At 73.5% G+C, this 16305-nt stretch carries 15 protein-coding genes; 8 read left to right on the forward strand and 7 right to left on the reverse strand.

Going from position 1 to position 16305, the window contains the following annotated elements:
* Position 1 precedes the first annotated feature (1 nt).
* Both pqqA and ABT299_RS01395 read right to left on the reverse strand, forming a co-directional pair.
* Positions 2-163, reverse strand: a complete 162-nt coding sequence (pqqA, locus tag ABT299_RS01390; protein ID WP_190851526.1) for a pyrroloquinoline quinone precursor peptide PqqA — start codon at positions 161-163, stop codon at positions 2-4.
* Between the two features lie 58 nt (positions 164-221).
* Entirely contained in the window at positions 222-2387 is a 2166-nt protein-coding gene (locus ABT299_RS01395) for an outer membrane protein assembly factor BamB family protein (protein WP_500249381.1), read from the reverse strand.
* A gap of 286 nt (positions 2388-2673) precedes the next feature.
* On the opposite strand from ABT299_RS01395, the gene ABT299_RS01400 reads away from it, so the two are divergent.
* Complete coding sequence (locus tag ABT299_RS01400; protein WP_387019926.1) at positions 2674-3660, forward strand: ThuA domain-containing protein; 987 nt, start codon at positions 2674-2676, stop codon at positions 3658-3660.
* A gap of 72 nt (positions 3661-3732) precedes the next feature.
* On the opposite strand, the gene ABT299_RS01405 is transcribed toward ABT299_RS01400, so the two are convergent.
* The 5 genes from ABT299_RS01405 to ABT299_RS01425 form a co-directional block, all read right to left on the reverse strand.
* A complete protein-coding gene (locus ABT299_RS01405) occupies positions 3733-4509 on the reverse strand; it encodes an ABC transporter ATP-binding protein (RefSeq protein ID WP_190851518.1) in 777 nt (258 codons plus the stop codon).
* Complete coding sequence (locus ABT299_RS01410) at positions 4506-6353, reverse strand: branched-chain amino acid ABC transporter ATP-binding protein/permease (RefSeq protein ID WP_500249382.1); 1848 nt, start codon at positions 6351-6353, stop codon at positions 4506-4508. The genes ABT299_RS01405 and ABT299_RS01410 overlap by 4 nt, the downstream gene beginning before the upstream one ends.
* Positions 6350-7219, reverse strand: coding sequence for a branched-chain amino acid ABC transporter permease (locus ABT299_RS01415; RefSeq protein ID WP_151539931.1), 870 nt, complete (start codon positions 7217-7219; stop codon positions 6350-6352). The genes ABT299_RS01410 and ABT299_RS01415 overlap by 4 nt, the downstream gene beginning before the upstream one ends.
* Positions 7220-7368: 149 nt before the next feature.
* Positions 7369-8688 (reverse strand): cation:proton antiporter, encoded by a 1320-nt coding sequence (locus ABT299_RS01420; RefSeq protein ID WP_500249383.1) that lies wholly within the window; start codon positions 8686-8688, stop codon positions 7369-7371.
* Between the two features lie 388 nt (positions 8689-9076).
* Entirely contained in the window at positions 9077-9439 is a 363-nt protein-coding gene (locus tag ABT299_RS01425) for a hypothetical protein (protein ID WP_500249384.1), read from the reverse strand.
* A gap of 296 nt (positions 9440-9735) precedes the next feature.
* Here ABT299_RS01425 and ABT299_RS01430 point away from each other — a divergent pair, with 296 nt between their 5' ends.
* The 7 genes from ABT299_RS01430 (at position 9736) to ABT299_RS01460 (ending at position 16272) form a co-directional block, all read left to right on the forward strand.
* A complete protein-coding gene (locus ABT299_RS01430) occupies positions 9736-10740 on the forward strand; it encodes a Gfo/Idh/MocA family oxidoreductase (protein WP_500249385.1) in 1005 nt (334 codons plus the stop codon).
* Complete coding sequence (locus tag ABT299_RS01435; protein WP_500249386.1) at positions 10721-11599, forward strand: sugar phosphate isomerase/epimerase family protein; 879 nt, start codon at positions 10721-10723, stop codon at positions 11597-11599. Before ABT299_RS01430 ends, ABT299_RS01435 begins: the two co-directional genes overlap by 20 nt.
* Positions 11596-12894: a M20/M25/M40 family metallo-hydrolase gene (locus tag ABT299_RS01440; RefSeq protein ID WP_500249387.1), complete on the forward strand. Its 1299-nt coding sequence runs from the start codon at positions 11596-11598 to the stop codon at positions 12892-12894. Before ABT299_RS01435 ends, ABT299_RS01440 begins: the two co-directional genes overlap by 4 nt.
* Positions 12891-14066 (forward strand): Ldh family oxidoreductase, encoded by a 1176-nt coding sequence (locus ABT299_RS01445; RefSeq protein WP_500249388.1) that lies wholly within the window; start codon positions 12891-12893, stop codon positions 14064-14066. The genes ABT299_RS01440 and ABT299_RS01445 overlap by 4 nt, the downstream gene beginning before the upstream one ends.
* A complete protein-coding gene (locus tag ABT299_RS01450; protein WP_500249389.1) occupies positions 14063-15085 on the forward strand; it encodes a Gfo/Idh/MocA family protein in 1023 nt (340 codons plus the stop codon). The genes ABT299_RS01445 and ABT299_RS01450 overlap by 4 nt, the downstream gene beginning before the upstream one ends.
* The gene (locus tag ABT299_RS01455) at positions 15082-15498 is read left to right on the forward strand and encodes a DUF6917 domain-containing protein (protein WP_190858093.1); all 417 of its coding nucleotides are present in this window, start codon (positions 15082-15084) and stop codon (positions 15496-15498) included. Before ABT299_RS01450 ends, ABT299_RS01455 begins: the two co-directional genes overlap by 4 nt.
* A gap of 246 nt (positions 15499-15744) precedes the next feature.
* Positions 15745-16272 carry an EF-hand domain-containing protein gene (locus tag ABT299_RS01460; protein ID WP_500249390.1) on the forward strand — a complete coding sequence of 176 codons (528 nt, stop codon included), beginning with the start codon at positions 15745-15747 and terminating at the stop codon, positions 16270-16272.
* The last annotated feature ends 33 nt before the right edge of the window (positions 16273-16305 follow it).

Genomic DNA, 16305 nt, shown 5'->3' on the forward strand with positions numbered 1-16305 from the left:
ATCAGATCTCGACGCCGAAGTAGGCCGTGACCTCCAGGGAGGTCTCCACGATCCGGTAGTCGGGCGTGGACCAGGAGTCCGCCCGCCGGGCGGCGGCGCCCTGCGCCTGGGCGTCGTGGACGTCGGCGTTCGCGGTCTCGGCGTCGGGGATGTGCTGGGTCATCTCTGGTACTTCCCTTCCGTGGGGGGATCTGTGCGGCCCGGGCCCGCCGGCCCGGGGGTCACTGGACGACGATCTTCCCGGTGCTCTGCGGGAAGACCGGGTCGTTGTAGAAGTACTCGCCGCGCTCGGCGAAGGTGTGCTTGTACGACTCGCCGGGCTTCAGCCGCCCCGAGTTGAACACGTGCTCGAAGAACGACGCGGCGCCGTGCGAGTGCTCGTTCCCGGCCGGGTTGACGAAGGTGACCTCGGTGCCCACGGGAACGGTCATGTGCTGCGGGGACATCGCGTTCTGCGCGACGGTGTTCTCCGCGCCGCCGGGCGCGCCGGCGGCGGAGTCCCAGATCCGGCCGAGCGTGACGGTGTTGTTCGCGTCCGCTCCGGCGACGGGCGCGGTGCGGATCTGGTTGCGCTTGGACGGCGGCGTCGGCGCGGGCGCCGGGCCGACCTTGCCGTTCAGCTTGAACGCCCACAGGTGGTCGCCCTTGGGGATGTCGGGGTAGGGCAGCCCGCTGCCGCCGGCGAAGACCGCGATGTACTGCTCGCCGTCGATCTCGTAGCTGACCGGGCTGGTGTGGACGCCGGCGCCGCACTGCCAGCTCCACAGGTCGCGGCCGGTGGTGTCGTCCATCGCGTGGAGCACGCCGTCCGGGCCGCCCTGGAACATGACGCGCCCGGCGGTGGTGAGGATGCCGTTGCCGTGGGCGAGGGACCACTCGCCCTCCTTGCGCCACACGGGCTTGTTGGTGCGCGGGTCCACGGCGACGATGCCGCCGGAGAAGTACTCGCCGAGCGGCCGGGCGGTGTTGACGCGGCCGCCGTTGGTGTTGGAGTAGGAGGAGTTGATGAGCCCGTACCCGACGTAGACGAACCCGGTGTGCGGGCTGAACGACATGTACGACCAGTCCGCGCCGCCGCCGGCCCCGGGGAACAGGATGGTCGCGTCGTCCCAGAACGGCGTGAAGATCTCGCCGGTCGGGTAGTACGGGACGGGCCGGGTGGTGTCGTGGAAGCTCGGCGCCTGGTGGACGAACGGCTCGCCGCCCGGGAACGGCTGCGTCGGCCAGGTCTTCTGCCGCGGCTCCTGCGGGACGGGGCGCTCGGTGATGCCGTGCACGCCCTTGCCGGTCTCGCGGTCCAGGATGTAGAACATCCCGACCTTGCTGCCGTACACGACGACCTTGCGCGTGCGGTGGCCGATCTTCAGGTCGATCAGCACCGGCGCCATGACGTTGTCGAAGTCCCAGATGTCGTGGTGGACGGACTGGAAGTGCCAGCGCCGCTTCCCGGTCTTGGCGTCGATCGCGACCAGGCAGTTGGCGAACAGGTTCGTCCCGCCGCGGGTGGAGCCGTTGGTGCGGGGGTACGGGTTGCCGAACGTCCAGTAGACGAGGCCGAGCTCGGGGTCGATCGCCGGGTGGATCCAGCAGACGGCGCCGCCGGTCTTCCAGGTGTCGCCCTCCCAGGTGTCGTTTCCGAACTCGCCGGGGCCGGGCGGGCCCCAGAACGTCCAGGCGATCTCGCCGGTGCGGGCGTCGAGGGCGTAGGCGCGGCCGCGGGCGCCGGCGGTGCTGCCCTCGGTGCCGACGTAGATGAGGCCGTCGAAGTAGACGATGGCGCCGGCGAGGCCGCCGCGGTTGCCGCCGCACTGCCCTTCCTGCGGATCGCAGTTCGGGTCGCCCTCGCCGGCGACGAGCAGCTCGCGCTGCCACACGACGGCGCCGGTCTTCTGGTCGAGCGCGTAGACGATGTTGGAACCGGACGTGGTGAAGACCAGCCCCTGCCCCAGCCCGACGCCGCGCATGTTCGTCTGCTGCGAGCCGACGTTGGTCTTCCACTTGACCTCGCCGGTGCGGCCGTCGACGGCGAAGACGTTCTGCTGGCCGCTCTGCACGTACAGCACGCCGTCCTGGGCGACGATCGTGCTCTGCTGGGAGCGCCCCGACGTGCTCCCGCCTTCGAGGTTGACGTGCCAGGCGCCGCCGAGGCGCCGGACGTTGCCGCGGTCGATCCGGCCGAGCGTGGAGTGGTTCTGGTTGCCGAGGTTCCCGCAGACCTTGGGGAAGTCGCGGCCGGTGGCGCCGAAGGCGGTCGGCTGCGGCGGGACGGGCAGGGCGAGGCGGGACGAGGCGGCGTCGGCGTTCGCCGCGGGAGCGCGGAGCGGCGTGAAGGCCACGGTGCCGCCGACGACCGCGGCCGCCCCGGTCAGGAAGTTCCGTCGATCCATGCTCTCTCCCATTCCGTGGGTCCACTAGACGGACTCAACGGTCCGATCAACGGACGACACGGTAAGCCGCTTCCGCGGCCCTGGCAATAGCCTGCATCTCGAACGGCTCCCGCACATCGGTAATTTCACCAGTCATGACCGTGGATCTCTGTGCCCGCCCAGAGCGGGCGTCACCGGAGGTATTGCCGACGGCGGATCCGCGTGAGATCGTCCTAGAACCTCTAGACGGTTCGATTGGTCCGCTAGATGGACCAGCGATCGAGAGCGCCGGAAAGGAACCCGCCCCATGAGGAGACCCCCGTCCCCCCTGCTGTCCGCCGCCGCGGCGGCCGTCGGAACCGCCGCCGTGCTGGCCGCCGCGGCGCTCACCGGCGGACCGGCCACGGCAGGCCCGCTCGCCAAGCCGAAGACCGCCGGCGCGCAGGAGCTCGGCGACCCGGTCTACGGCGTCTGCCGCGGCACCGACCCCCGCTGCTACCACGACTGGGGCAACTTCGACCCGGCCAAGGGCTACAAGATCCTCGTCTACAGCCGCACCGCCGGACCCCGGCACGCCAACCTCGGCCCCGCCCTCGGCCCGGGCATGGACCCGCCGCTCAGCGACGCCAACGTGGCCCAGAAGGCCCTGGTGAAGATGGGGCAGGACAACGGGTTCGGCGTCGACTGGACCGAGGACGTGGCGCAGCTCGCCTCGCCGTCGACGCTGTTCCGCTACAACGCCGTCGTCTTCATGAGCACCACCCGCGACGCCCTCGACGACGCGGCCCAGACCTCGCTGCGGCAGTACGTCCGCGGAGGCGGCGGCTTCGTCGGCATCCACAACGCGTTCGGCACCGAGTACAACTGGCCCTGGTACGAGGGGCTCCTCGGCGGCGCCAACTTCTACGACCACGGGCGCGCGCAGCCCGGCACCGTCCAGACCGCCGACCGCAAGGACGCCTCGACCGCCGGGCTGCCGGGCCGGTGGGACTTCAGCGACGAGTGGTACAACCTCGTCCCGTTCCCCAGCGAGGTGCGGTTCCTGGCCACCGTGGACGAGAAGACCCTCGCCCAGGGCGTCACGGGCAACATGAACCATCCCGGGCACGGCTCGTTCCACCCCGTCGCGTGGTGCCAGTACTACGACGGCGGCCGGGCCTTCCTGACCACGCTCGGGCACGACGCCAAGGCGTTCACCGACGACGGCACGGGCTTCGCGGGGGCGAAGCAGTTCCAGAGCCTGGTGCTGAACGGCATCGAGTCCGCGATGGGCATGAAGCCCTTCTGCCGCTGACCCGCGGCGCGCCGCCCCGTCCCCAGGCCGGGCTCGGACCGGACGATCCGGACGAGCCCGGCGACGGTGCACCTAGAGGCCCAGGTAGATGCGGCGGACCCGGACGTCGTCGCGCAGCTCGCGGGAGGTGCCGACCATCGCCACCTCGCCGTTCTCCATCACGACGCAGTCACCGGTCGCCTCGAACGTCAGCTTGGCGTTCTGCTCGACCAGCAGCAGGCTCAGCCCCTCCTCGCGCAGCCGCACGAGCACCGCGAGGATGTCCTCGACGAGCTTGGGCGACAGGCCCATGGACGGCTCGTCCAGCAGGATCAGCCGGGGCCGCGCCATCAGCGCCCGGCCGACGGCCAGCATCTGCTGCTGGCCGCCGGACAGCGCGCCCGCGAGCCGCGACCGCATCTCCCCCAGCACCGGGAACAGCTCGTAGACCTCCGCGAGCGACGCCTTCGTCTCCGCGCCGCGCCACGCGCGCGCGTAGGCGCCGAGCATCAGGTTCTTCTCGACCGTGAGGCCCGGGAAGACGTGCCGGCCTTCGGGGACGTAGCCGATGCCGTGCCGGACGATGTCGCGCGCCTTGACCCGGGTGAGGTCCGTGTCGCCGAACGTGACGCGTCCTCCGCTGCGCGGGACGAGTCCCATCAGCGCCTTGAGCGTGGACGTCTTGCCCGCCCCGTTCGCCCCGATGATCCCGACCGACTGGCCCGGTCCCACCGTGAAGCCGATCGAGTTGACGGCGCAGACCCCGCCGTAGTGGACGGAGAGGTCCTCCACCGTCAGCGTCGCCGGTTCCGGGCCGTCCGTCCCGGCCCCGGCCTTCTCGCCGCCTTTAGCGGCCGTGCCCGCGTTCATGAGCTCACCTCGGTATTCGGGAGGGGCATGCCGGCCATCGCGGAGTCGCCGAGGTACGCCTCGATGACCGCGTGGTCGGCGACGACCTCGGCGGGGGTGCCCTCGGCGATCACCGACCCGCCGGCGAGGACGGTGACCCGCTCGCACAGCGACATCACCAGCCCCATGTTGTGCTCGATGAGCACGACGGTGACGCCGCTGTCCCGGATGGAGCGCACGATCTCCGAGAGCTGGCGCACCTCCTCGCCGTTGAGCCCGGCGGCGGGCTCGTCGAGCAGCAGCAGGCGCGGCGACCCGGCCATCGCGCGGGCGATCTCGATCCGGCGCTGGATGCCGTACGGCAGCGCGCCGGGCGACGCCGCGGCGAACTCGGTCAGCCCGAAGCGGCGGAGCAGGTCGTCGGCCCGCCGGTGCAGGCGGCGCTCCTGCCGCCAGATCCCGACGGGCCACAGCGCGTACCGCCAGATCGCGTACGTCCGGGACCGGTCGAGGGCCACCAGCAGGTTGTCCCGGACGGTCAGCTCCCCGAACAGCCGCAGGTTCTGGAACGTGCGGGCCAGGCCGTGCCGGGAGAGCCGGTACGGGCGGGACCCGGAGACGACCTGCCCGTCCATCAGGACCCGCCCGCCGGACGGCCGGTAGAAGCCGCTGATGACGTTGAACAGCGTGGTCTTCCCCGAGCCGTTCGGCCCGACGATGCCGCGGATCTCGCCGCGCTCGACCGTGAGGGACACGTCCTTCAGCGCCTTCAGCCCGCGGAACTGCTTGGCGATGCCGTCGATCTCCAGCATCGGCCGCGGTTCACCGCCCGCGGTCCTCTCCCCCGGATGGGCGGCGGCCTCGTACGGTTCGAACGGCCGCAGGACGGACCGTTCCGCGGTCCGGCCGAGCCGGCGGTCGAGCAAGGCCTTCAGCCGGGCGGGGACGCCGGCGAGCCCGGTCGGCGCGAAGACCACCATGAGGACCACGACGACGCCGAAGCCGAGCTGGGCGTAGGTGGGGTGGTCCACCAGCTTCTCGCGGATCAGCGTCAGGCCGACCGCGCCGACGACGCAGCCGACGAGGCTCTGCCGGCCGCCGATCACGACCATCGCCAGCAGCAGGAACATGTTGGCGATGTTGAACGTGTCGGGCGCGATGTAGCGGATCAGGCCCGCGTACAGCACGCCGGCGAGGCCGCCGAACACGCTCGACAGCATGAACGCCGTCATCCGCAGCAGCGGGATCTCCGCGCCGACCGCCCCGGCGGCGAGCGGGTCGTCCCGCATCGCCATCAGCCGCCGGCCGAGGCCGGTGCGCACCACGAACAGCCCGAAGGCCAGCGCGGCCGCGAACACGACCACCTCGAGGTAGTAGTACAGGTACTCGCTGGACAGGTCGACGCCGAACATCGGCGGGACGGGGATCGCCGAGATGCCCTCGGCGCCGCCCGCGATCTCGGCGTTGGTGGTCCAGTTGATGAAGCCGAGCGCGAGGCCCAGCGTGACGATCCCGAGGTAGTGCGACTGCATCCGCAGCGCCGGGATGCCGACCAGCAGCCCGATCAGCGCGGACGCCACCAGCGCCAGCGCCGCGGCGGGCCAGAACCCGAGCCCGTTGTGGGTGGTGAGGATCGCGGTCGCGTACGCGCTCACCCCGAAGAAGGCGATCTGCGCCAGGTTGATCTGCCCGGCGATGCCCATCGCGAGCCCCATGCCGATCGCCAGCAGCGCGAACACCAGCGCGATGTCGACGACGTGGATGGCGTAGCCGCCGACCGTGTACGGCAGCAGCCAGGCGATGACGGCGAACGCCACGAGCGTTCCGAGCTTCGGCGTGTACCGGTTCCTGAGGAGGGTGTTCATGCCCGGCTCACCGTCGTCTCGCCGAACAGGCCGGTCGGGCGGATCATGATGGCCACCGTGAAGACGAGGAACACCACGAGTTCGGAGTAGCCCTGGAAGTGGCCGGCGGCGAAGGAGTCCAGCACCCCGATCGCGAAGCCGCCGGCGATGGCGCCGGGGATGTTGCCGCAGCCGCCGAGCATCGCCGCGGCGAAGCCCTTGATGCCGATGGTGCCGCCCATCGTCGGGTTCACGTACAGCAGCGGGCCGACGAGCCCGCCGGCGAGCGCGGCGAGCCCGGCGCCGATCGCGAACGCGATCGCGTTGCTGCGGCCGACGTGGATGCCGACCGCGGTGGCGGCCTCGTGGTCCATCGCGACCGCCTGCATCGCCGCGCCCATCTTCGTCCGCTGCAGGAACGCGACGAGCAGGAACACCGCCACCGCGGCGATGGCCAGCACGACCAGGTCGTAGGTGCGGACGCGGAGCCCGAAGAACTCCAGCGGGGCGCCGCCGACCGGGGTCCGGACGGCCCGCCCGGTCGCGCCCCAGATCAGCACGGCCACGGCCTGGAGCACCATCCCGAAGCCGATCGTGCCGATCAGCATCAGGGTGAAGTCCTTGTTCTCCAGCGGGCGCAGCACCCGCTCGATGAACAGCCCGATGAGGCCGGTGACCGCGATGGCCAGCACCATGGCCAGGGCGAACGGCAGCTTGGTCGACATATAGAACGTGGACGCGGCGTAGGCGCCGATCATGAGCACGTCGGCGTGCGCGAAGTTGACCAGGCCCATGGTGCGGTAGACGAGGGAGAATCCCATCGCCACCAGGGCGTAGATCGCGCCGAGGCTCAGTCCGCCTATCAGTGTCTGAAGGAAGACCTGCATGGTTCTCTTTCTGCGCGGCCGGCGTCGGAGCCGGCGGGGACGAGGGCGGGGGGGGGGGGGGCGCGCGGGGCCGGCCGGGGGGGGGGGGGGTGCTGCCGCGCCCCCCCCCCCCGCCGCCCGAACCTGTCGGCGCGGGCCGGCCCGGCGGTTCAGCCCGTGGCCCGGACCGGCTGGACGTCGTCGTCCGGGCGGTCCCCGTCGAGGCGCGCCACGAGCCGCAGCTCCTCCTCGGCGCTGCTCTCGATGTGCCGCATCGCCACCCGCAGCAGCCACGGGGCCATGACCGAGGTCACGATCGCGATGAGCACCACCACGGTGTACGCCGCGGTGTTGAGCACGCCGAGCCGGAGCCCGACCATCGCGACGATGACCTCGACGACCCCGCGCGCGTTCATCCCCGCGCCGAGGGCGAGCGCCTCCCAGCGGTTCAGCCGGCTCATCCGGGCGCCGAGGTACGCCCCGGCGAACTTGCCGAGGACGGCGATGAGCAGCAGCGCCGCCGCCGACGCCAGGACCACCGGGCGGGCGAGCGCGCCGAGGTCGATCCGCAGGCCGGCCGTCGCGAAGTAGACCGGCGCCAGGAACGCCAGGATGAACGTGCGCAGCGGGGCGATCCGCGGCAGGTCGACGGCCCCGCTGGAGCCGATGACGATGCCCGCGACGAAGGCGCCGAAGACCGACTCCAGGCCCATGGCCTGCGTCGCCGCCGCCCCGAGCAGGATCAGCACCGCCGTCCCGGCGATGACCGGCATGGGGTCGGAGTGCCGGGCGAGCGGCCGCAGCGCCAGCCGGGCCAGCGGCCTGCCCGGCAGCGCCGCGAAGAGCACCACCACCAGCAGCCAGCCGGCGGAGCGGGCGATGTTCCCGGTGGTGACGCCGGACGTCGCCATCGCGGAGACCACCGAGAGCATGAACCAGCCGAAGGCGTCGTCGATCGTGCCGGACGCCAGCGTGAGCTGGCCGACGTTGCGGTGCAGCAGGTTCATGTCCGCCAGCGTCTTGGCGATCACGGGGATGGCGCTGACGCACATCGCCACGCCCACGAACAGCGGGAACACCGCGGTGTCGCCGTGGTCGGCGCGCAGCGCGCCCGGCAGCAGCAGGCCCGCCGCGATGCCGAGGGCGAACGGGATGACCAGCCCGGTCCCGCTGACCCACAGCGCGGTCCGGCGCTGCCGGCGCAGGAACCGGAAGTCCATCTCGGTCCCGGTGACGCCGACGAGCAGGATGACGCCGACCTGCCCGACGGCGTCCAGCATGTGCGTCGGTTCCGGCCGGTGCGGCAGCAGCCAGGCCGACAGGTCCGGCGCGACCCGCTGGAGGACCGACGGGCCGAGGAGCACGCCCGCGCACAGCTCGCCGACGATCGCCGGCATGCCGAGCCGCCTCGCCAGCAGGCCGAGCAGGAGGGCGAGCAGGCCGAGCGTCCCGACCTGGAGGAGAAGGACCAGCAGGGAATGAGGGGGCATCGGGGGGACGGGCGCCGCGAGCACTCGAGCCTCCAGGGTGCGGGAACCGGCGGGGGACGGTCAGGCGTTCCGCTCGGTCTCGTGCACCCGCCCGTCCTAGCCAGAGGGTAAGGCGGTGCCTTGGACCCGCTCTGGTGAGTCGCTGGGGAACCGGTAAAGGCCCACGTTCCCGGGCCACTTTTCGTGGCCCGTGGTGTCAGGTGACGGGCCTGCTCGGCGGGTTGCTGTGGCTGATCGCCGCCACCGCGCTGATGCCCCGCACCCGCCACGAGGTGCGGGCGCGGGACGGGGTCGCGGCGCCGTGAACGTGCGATTCCCGCATGCGGTGCGGGATCGCGCCCGGAAACCGGCGGCGGAGGAGTCCGCCGCCGGTTTTCCATTGGCGCCGTCAGCCGCTCCGGAAACTGCCGGTCGGGGACACGTGCGCGCCGTAACCGGGGGAAATGAAGGTGAACGGCGGCGGGACGGGGACGGCGCAGAACGGGTCCGAGTAGAACAGCAGCCGGGCGGTGCCGTGGTTGGCGACCACGTGCGCGCCGGGCGGGAAGGATTGGCAGTTCGGCGAGGCCGGATATTCCTTCAGCCGGGTGCCGGCCCAGGAGACCTGCGCGCCCTCGGTGACGAAGACGACGATCTTGCCTTCCGGCTGCGCGGCCCGATCCCGCGCCTCGGCGGCGGGGGCGGCCGACGCGGCCAGGATCGCTGCCGTGAGCGCGGTGGCGACGGTGGCGATGCGTGAGGGCAGGGGCATACGGCTCCTTACGAGTCGGCTGGGGGACGCCGCGATGATGCCCGGGCCGCGCCGACGCATAACGATGAGCAAGTGCCTTGTCACCGTTCGTGGTCAATATCGATGAACCATTGGCCTCTGACGTGCGGTTTCCTTGTGATCGACATTTTCGGTCACGGATCGTCATTGACCGGTGACGATGGGTCAATTAGCTTGGCTCGCTGTCGGGAAGGCCGCTTCCCGGCCGCCCGAACCGCCTCCCGCGTGTGCACTGGAAAGGGCTCTGACCTGCAATGTTGCATACTCTCATCGTCGGGATGGGCAGGGCGGGTCAGGGCCTGCACCTGCCCTCGCTGGCCAAGGTGCGCGCCGCCGCGCCCGGGCTGCTGGCCTGGGGGCCGATCGTCGCCTTCGACCCGCTCCGCCCGCCGGCCGACGTCCCCGGCATGGTGCGGGCCGAGTCGCTGGAGGAGGCGGCCCGGTGCCGCCCGCCCGCGCGGACCGTGGCGCACCTGTGCACGCCGCCGCAGGCCCGCGCCGCGCTGCTGGCCCGGCTGGCCCGGCTCGGCTACCGCAAGATCATCGTGGAGAAGCCGCTGGCCGTGGACCTGCCCGGGCTGGCGGAGGTGGCCCGGATCCGGCGCCGCTGGGGGCTGGACGTCACGGTCGCCACGCACTGGATCGACAGCGTCCTCACCCGGCGGCTGCGGACGGCGGTCGCGTCCGGCGAGTTCGGCGCGCTGCGGCGGATCCGCGTCGTCCAGAACAAGCCGCGGTTCACCCGCAGCATCGCGGCCCGCGACCACCCGACCGCGTTCGACGTCGAGCTGCCGCACGCGCTCGCCGTCGTGCTCAGCCTCGCCGGGGGCGCGCGGATCGTCGACGCGTCCTGGGACGACCTGCTCCTCGAACGCACGCGGGTCCCGCGCCTCGGCCGCGCCCGGCTGCGGCTGGAGCATGCCACGGGCGTCCGCAGCGAGATCGACTCGGACCTGACCTCCCCGGTCCGCGAGCGCAGCATCACCCTGCACTTCGACGAGGCCGTCCTCGTCGGCCACTACCCGTGCAGCGACGCCGACCACACCGCCCAGTTGCGCACCGTCCGCCCCGGGGAGGAGGCGACCCGGGCCGTGTTCACCGACGACGCGTTCCCGGCGTTCCTGCGCGGCGCGTACGCCCGCTACGCGCGGCCGGCGACCTCGATGCACCGGACGCTTCCGGTGCAGGTCGACGCGGTCCGGCTGCTCACCGAGGCGAAACGGCTGTGCGCGGCGGCCGGCGGCCGGCGGGAGGGGATCCGCGGTGCCGGGGCGATCCGCTGAGGGCCCGCCGGACGGGATCCGGCTCGCCGGCATCGGCGACGAGGCCGCGCCCGGCCTCGCGGACCAGATCGGCGCCGTGGCCGAGCTCGGCTGGAACCGGCTGGAGCTGCGCACGATCGGCGGCACGCCCGTCGCGCGGCTGGACGAGCGGGCGTTCCGCCGGGCGGCCGACCGGCTGGCGGCGGCGGGGACGGACGTGGCGGCCGTCGCGTCCAAGATCGGCGACTGGTCGCGGCCGGTCACCGGCGACTTCGCGCTCGACCTCGACGAGCTCGACGTCCTCGCCCGCCGCTGCGCCGTCCTGGGCACCCGGCTGGTGCGGATCATGTCGTACCCGTCCGGCGGCCTGGACGACGCGGAATGGGGCCGCCGCGCCCGCGAGCGGCTGCGCGAGCTGGCCCGCCGCGCCGAGGACCACGGGCTCGTCCTGGCGCACGAGAACTGCGCCGGATGGGCGGGCGACCGCGCCGACCGGATGCTGGACCTGGTCACCGGCATCGGCGGCCCCGGGCTGCGGCTGCTGTTCGACATCGGCAACGGCGTCGCGCACGGGTATCCGCCGCTGCCGATGCTGCGCGAGATCCTCCCGTACGTGGTGCACGTCCACGTCAAGGACGCGCTCGTCGGGAAGGACGGCGAGGTCGCCTTCGTGCCGCCCGGGACCGGGCAGGCCGAGGTCGCCGAGTGCCTGCGGTCGCTGCTGCGCGGCGGCTACCGCGGAGTGCTGTCCATCGAGCCGCATCTCGCGCTGCGCCCCCACCTCGGCTCCGGTTCGGGCGACCCGGCCGCCTTCGTCGCCTACGGGCGGGCGCTCGAGAGCCTGATCGCCGGGCTCGGCGCCGCCGGAGGCGGGCGGTGACCGCGGCCGGGCTCCCCGCCCCGCTCGACCCCGGCGACCGCGACCTCCTCCTCCGGCTCCTCCGCCTGCCGACCGCCGGGCCGCTGGAGCCGGACGCGCCGCCGCCGCGGCTGGCCGAGGCCCAGGTCGCCTACCGGCGCCACGCCGCCCGGATCGGGCTGCGGTCCGTCCGGCACGCCCCGGCCGGGCCCGCCGACCTGGACGGCGGGCCGGTCCCGGCGGCGGTCCGCGCGGCCGCGGCCCGTCCCGGGTTCCTCGAATGCCAGCCCAGCCTCGTGCTCCGCCTCGGGCCGGACGACCTCCCCGCCGAGCGCACGGTCATGTTCAACGTGCACCTCGACACCGTCGCGGGCCGGCAGCCGGTCTCGTTCGACGGCGACCGCTTCCACGGGCGCGGCGCGATCGACGCCAAGGGCCCCGCGGTGGCGCTGCTCGCGGGCATCCGCGCCGCGCGCGCGGAACGTTCCGCCCTGGGCCGCGACGTCGGCGTGCTGGTGCAGGCCGTCGCGGGGGAGGAGGGCGGGGCGATGGGCGTGTTCGGCACCCGGCCCCTCGTCCGGCGCGGCTACACCGGACGCCTGAACGTCTTCTGCGAACCGACCGGCGGACGGTTCCTGACCCGCAGCACCGCCGCGATGACCGCGCGCATCGTCGTGGACGGAGACGACGCCGTCGACGACCGGCCGGGCCACGGCCACAACGCCAGCGTCCTGCTGGGCTTCCTGGCCCAGCATCTCGGCACCGCGCTCGGCTCCTCCGTGCCGGACGCGACCGTGTGCGTGGCCGGCCTGCACACCGGCACCCGGCACAACAAGGTCTACGGCGGCGGCTCCCTGCTGCTCAACCTCGCCTACGGCTCCCCGGAGGCCGCGCGCCGCCTGGAACGGCGCCTGCGGGACGCGCTGAGCGAGGGGCTGACGGAGTTCGCGTTCGCGTTCGCGGGCACGCCGCTGTTCGGCCGGACCGCCGCCGACGCCCGCGCCGTCACCCGGCTCGAATGGCTCAAGCGCGGGCTGCCGGTGCTCGACGACCGCGACGCCTGGGGCCACGCGCTGCTGCGCGACCGCGCCGGCGTCGCGCCCTGGCCGCCCGGCGAGCCCGCCTTCACCTGCGACGCGATCTGGATGTCGCAGGTCCCGGGCGCCTGCACCGTCGTGCTCGGCCCCGGGGACCTCGCCGCCAACAACGCCCACGCCGACGGCGAGTTCGCCGGCGCCGGCCAGCTCGCCGACTTCGCCGCCACCGTCTCCCGCGTCCTCACCGCCTTCACCGACGACCTGAATGGATCACCGTGACCACGACCTCGCCGTTCCGGCGCCCCTCGCCCGTCCCCGACCCGCCGGACGATCCCGGCACCGCCCCCCGGACGGCCGCCCCGTCCGTCCGGGCGGCCTACACCGACCTGCTCGACTTCGCCGCGGCCGTCTTCCAGCACCACGGGCTGCCGTCCGCGCGGGCGGACGCGGCGGCGCGCGCGCTGTGCTACGGCGACCTCACCGGCATGACGTCCCACGGCCTGACCAACCTCACCCGCCTCTACCTGCCGCTGTTCGAGGACGGGAGGGTCGACCCCGGCGCCGACCCGCGGCCGGTCGCCGACCGGGGTGCGTCGGTCCTGCTCGACGCGCGGCGCGCGCTGGGCCTGTGGACGGCGGAGGCCGCCATGGACCTCGCCGTCGAGCGCGCCGCCACCTTCGGGATCGGGATGGTGGCGGTGCGCGGGGCGACGCACTTCGGCTGCGCCGGGCACCACGCGCTGCGCGCGGTGCAGCACGCCATGATCGGGCTGGTCGCCGCCAACTGCGGCGGTCAGCGGATCGCGCGGCCGCCCGGCGGCGCGGTGGCGATGCTGGGCACCAACCCGCTGAGCGTCGCCGCGCCCGCCGGCCCGCATCCGCCGTTCGTGCTGGACATGAGCACGACCGCCGCCCCCACGGGCCGGGTCCGGCAGGCCGCCCGCGAGGGGCGGCCGGTCCCCGCCGGGGTGCTGCGCGACGACGACGGCGCTCCCGTCACCGACCCGTCCGCCTTCGACGAGGGGCGGGCGCACCTGATGTGGCTCGGCGGCGAGGCCGGGCAGTACAAGGGGTTCGGGCTCGGCATCGCGGTGGAGGTCCTCGCCGCGGTCGTGTCCGGGGCCGCGCTCGGCGCGCATCCGGACGCGCTCGACGGCGACGGCGGCCCCACCGGCCGCGACGACGGCATCGGATTCTTCGCCGCCGCGATCGCCCCGGACGCGCTCCGCACCGGCGCCGCGCTCGACGCGGGCACGCTGTTCGGCGCCCTGCTCGGCTGCCCGCCCTCCGACCCCTCCGAACCCGTCCGGTATCCCGGCTGGCACGAGCACCGCCGCGCCCAGGAGCGCCTGCGCGACGGCGTCCCGCTGAGCGAGGACCTCTACCGGGAGCTGCGCCGCACCGCCGCGCGCCTCGGCGTCCCCGCCCCCGCGGCGCTGGAGCGGGCATGACCGCGCCGCTGCGGGTCGCCGTCATCGGCCTCGGCGTCATCTCCCGCTTCTACCTCGCGGCGCTGCGCGACTCGCCCTCCATGCGGCTGGCCGCCGTGTGCGACAGCGACCCCGCGAAACCGGACGCCTCGCCCGTACCCGGCTACACCGACCACCTCCGGCTGCTCGACGAGGAGCGTCCGGACGCCGTGGTGGTCACCGTGCCGAACGACGTGCATCTGCGGGTGTGCGCCGACGCGCTGGAACGGGACGTCGCCGTCTGCGTGGAGAAGCCCCTCGCGCTGGACGTCGCGCAGGGGGACGCGTTGCGGCGGCTGGCCGACCGGCGGGGCGTCCCGCTGTTCACCGCCTTCCACCGCCGCTACAACGCGGCGGTCGCGCGGCTGCGGGAGCAGTGCGCCGGCTCCCGGATCACCGAGGTGACCGTTCGCTACCTGGAGCGCATCGAGGAGCACGCCGGCGACGACGGCTGGTATCTCGACCCGGGCCGCTGCGGCGGCGGGTGCGTCGCCGACAACGGCCCCAACGCGTTCGACCTGCTGCGGCTGCTGCTCGGGCCCGCCGACACGGCGCCCGAGGTGGTGTCCGCCCGGATCGAGACGGACGCCCGCGGCACCGACCGCCGCGCCGACGTCCGGCTGCGGAGCCGGACGGCCGCCGCGCGGATCCTGCTCGACTGGTCGTACCCGGGCGAGCGCAAGGACGTCGAGGTGCGCCTCGCCGACGGGCGCACGCTCCACGCCGACATGCTCGACGGCCATCCCGGCTTCAAGGGCTCGCTGTGGCACGAGTACGTGGGCGTGCTGCGGGACTTCGACCGGCGCATCCGGGCGCCCCGGACGCCCGACGGCGGCCTCGCGGCGCTCCGGTTCGTCCGGGCCGCCTACCACCTCGCGGAGACCCGGATCGCCGAGCGCCGCGCGCCCGCCTCCTCCGCGCCCTCAGCGCCCGCGGCGCCCGCTCCGCCGCAGGCCGGGACGGGTCCCGGGAACGGTGCGCGGACGGGAGGCGGCGGATGAACCCGTTCGAGGACGGCCCGAAGAGCGCGGTCGCCGCGACGCTCGTCAAGATCCTGGCGCACCGCCGGACGGACCGGGGCATGCGGCTGGAGCCGTTCGCCAGCCGCTGCGTCCGCGCCGGAGAGGTGCACGAGCTGGTGGCCACCGACCACGCCGAGACCGCGGCGGGCGCGCGCATCGACCGCGTCGCGTTCCTCGGGTTCGCCGAGATCGGCGCGGGCGGCGTGCTCGACCGCGGCGACGAGCTGTGGATCGCCGGGCGGCGCATCGGCGTCCTGCTCGGCTTCGACGGCTGCCACCTGCCCAACCACTACAACGTGCTGGTCCGCGCCGAGCCGCCGCGCAGCGGGACCGAGCTCGGCCTGGCGCCGGGCGAACGGCTGGCGTTCCGCCAGGGCGCCCCGCCGGACTGAGAAAAGGCCGAAAAGCGCCGGCGCCCGAAATGGCGGGTCCGGCCATTCGGCATGCCCGCAAGGCGATCCATTCCCGTGACGCGACATTCGTCGGAGAGATATCAATCCCTTACCCGCGGCGCATGTTCCGGCGGTGACGGGCTCGGGCAGAGTTAACGACGCGAAGCGGAATCCGGGCCACCACCACGGATACGCGGAGTTCGCTCGTCCACCCGGTTCACCGAATGGTGCAGGAGGAGAACGAAAATGGTCATGGCCACCACCCAGTCCAATCGCCTCGAAGAGCGGTTCCGGCTGTGGGACCGCAACGGCAACGGCGTCATCGACCGGTCCGACTTCGAGCGCGAGGCCGACGACATCATCGCCCGGCTCGGCGCCCAGGGCACCCCCCAGGCCGACAAGCTGCGGGAGACCTACCTCGGCATGTTCGACAAGCTGTCGGAGGCGGCCGGCTCCGCGCGGATGACCCGCGGGGAGTTCCTGAGCGCCGCGGAACAGGAGATCATCAGCAAGGGCGACGCGGGGTTCTCCGCCGTGGTGCGGCCGACCATCGAGGCCATCGTCGGCATCCTGGACCGCGACGGCGACGGTGAGGTGTCGCCGCCGGAGATGCACGGCTGGTTCGCCGCCATCGGCCTGGACGGACAGGTCGCCGACCAGGCCTTCCGCCAGCTCGACACCGACAACAGCGGACGGCTGACGGTGGACGAGCTGGTCGACGCGGTCCGCGACTACCACCTCGGCCGCAACGACATCCCGCTGCTCGGCCGCTGACCCGGACCTCCAGGAAAGAGCGCCGTCCGGGAG

It is taken from the genome of Spirillospora sp. NPDC000708, from assembly GCF_040299565.1.
Classification (GTDB): Bacteria; Actinomycetota; Actinomycetes; order Streptosporangiales; family Streptosporangiaceae; genus Spirillospora.

What these genes read in the sequence shown, in the direction of transcription:
- ABT299_RS01430 (WP_500249385.1), top strand. Translation starts at nt 9,736, where the DNA reads ATGGGCAGGGCGGGTCAGGGCCTGCACCTGCCCTCGCTGGCCAAGGTG.
- pqqA (WP_190851526.1), bottom strand. Translation starts at nt 163, where the DNA reads ATGACCCAGCACATCCCCGACGCCGAGACCGCGAACGCCGACGTCCAC.
- ABT299_RS01460 (WP_500249390.1), top strand. Translation starts at nt 15,745, where the DNA reads ATGGTCATGGCCACCACCCAGTCCAATCGCCTCGAAGAGCGGTTCCGG.
- ABT299_RS01405 (WP_190851518.1), bottom strand. Translation starts at nt 4,509, where the DNA reads ATGAACGCGGGCACGGCCGCTAAAGGCGGCGAGAAGGCCGGGGCCGGG.
- ABT299_RS01455 (WP_190858093.1), top strand. Translation starts at nt 15,082, where the DNA reads ATGAACCCGTTCGAGGACGGCCCGAAGAGCGCGGTCGCCGCGACGCTC.
- ABT299_RS01450 (WP_500249389.1), top strand. Translation starts at nt 14,063, where the DNA reads ATGACCGCGCCGCTGCGGGTCGCCGTCATCGGCCTCGGCGTCATCTCC.
- ABT299_RS01415 (WP_151539931.1), bottom strand. Translation starts at nt 7,219, where the DNA reads ATGCAGGTCTTCCTTCAGACACTGATAGGCGGACTGAGCCTCGGCGCG.
- ABT299_RS01425 (WP_500249384.1), bottom strand. Translation starts at nt 9,439, where the DNA reads ATGCCCCTGCCCTCACGCATCGCCACCGTCGCCACCGCGCTCACGGCA.
- ABT299_RS01395 (WP_500249381.1), bottom strand. Translation starts at nt 2,387, where the DNA reads ATGGATCGACGGAACTTCCTGACCGGGGCGGCCGCGGTCGTCGGCGGC.
- ABT299_RS01400 (WP_387019926.1), top strand. Translation starts at nt 2,674, where the DNA reads ATGAGGAGACCCCCGTCCCCCCTGCTGTCCGCCGCCGCGGCGGCCGTC.
- ABT299_RS01420 (WP_500249383.1), bottom strand. Translation starts at nt 8,688, where the DNA reads ATGCCCCCTCATTCCCTGCTGGTCCTTCTCCTCCAGGTCGGGACGCTC.
- ABT299_RS01410 (WP_500249382.1), bottom strand. Translation starts at nt 6,353, where the DNA reads ATGAACACCCTCCTCAGGAACCGGTACACGCCGAAGCTCGGAACGCTC.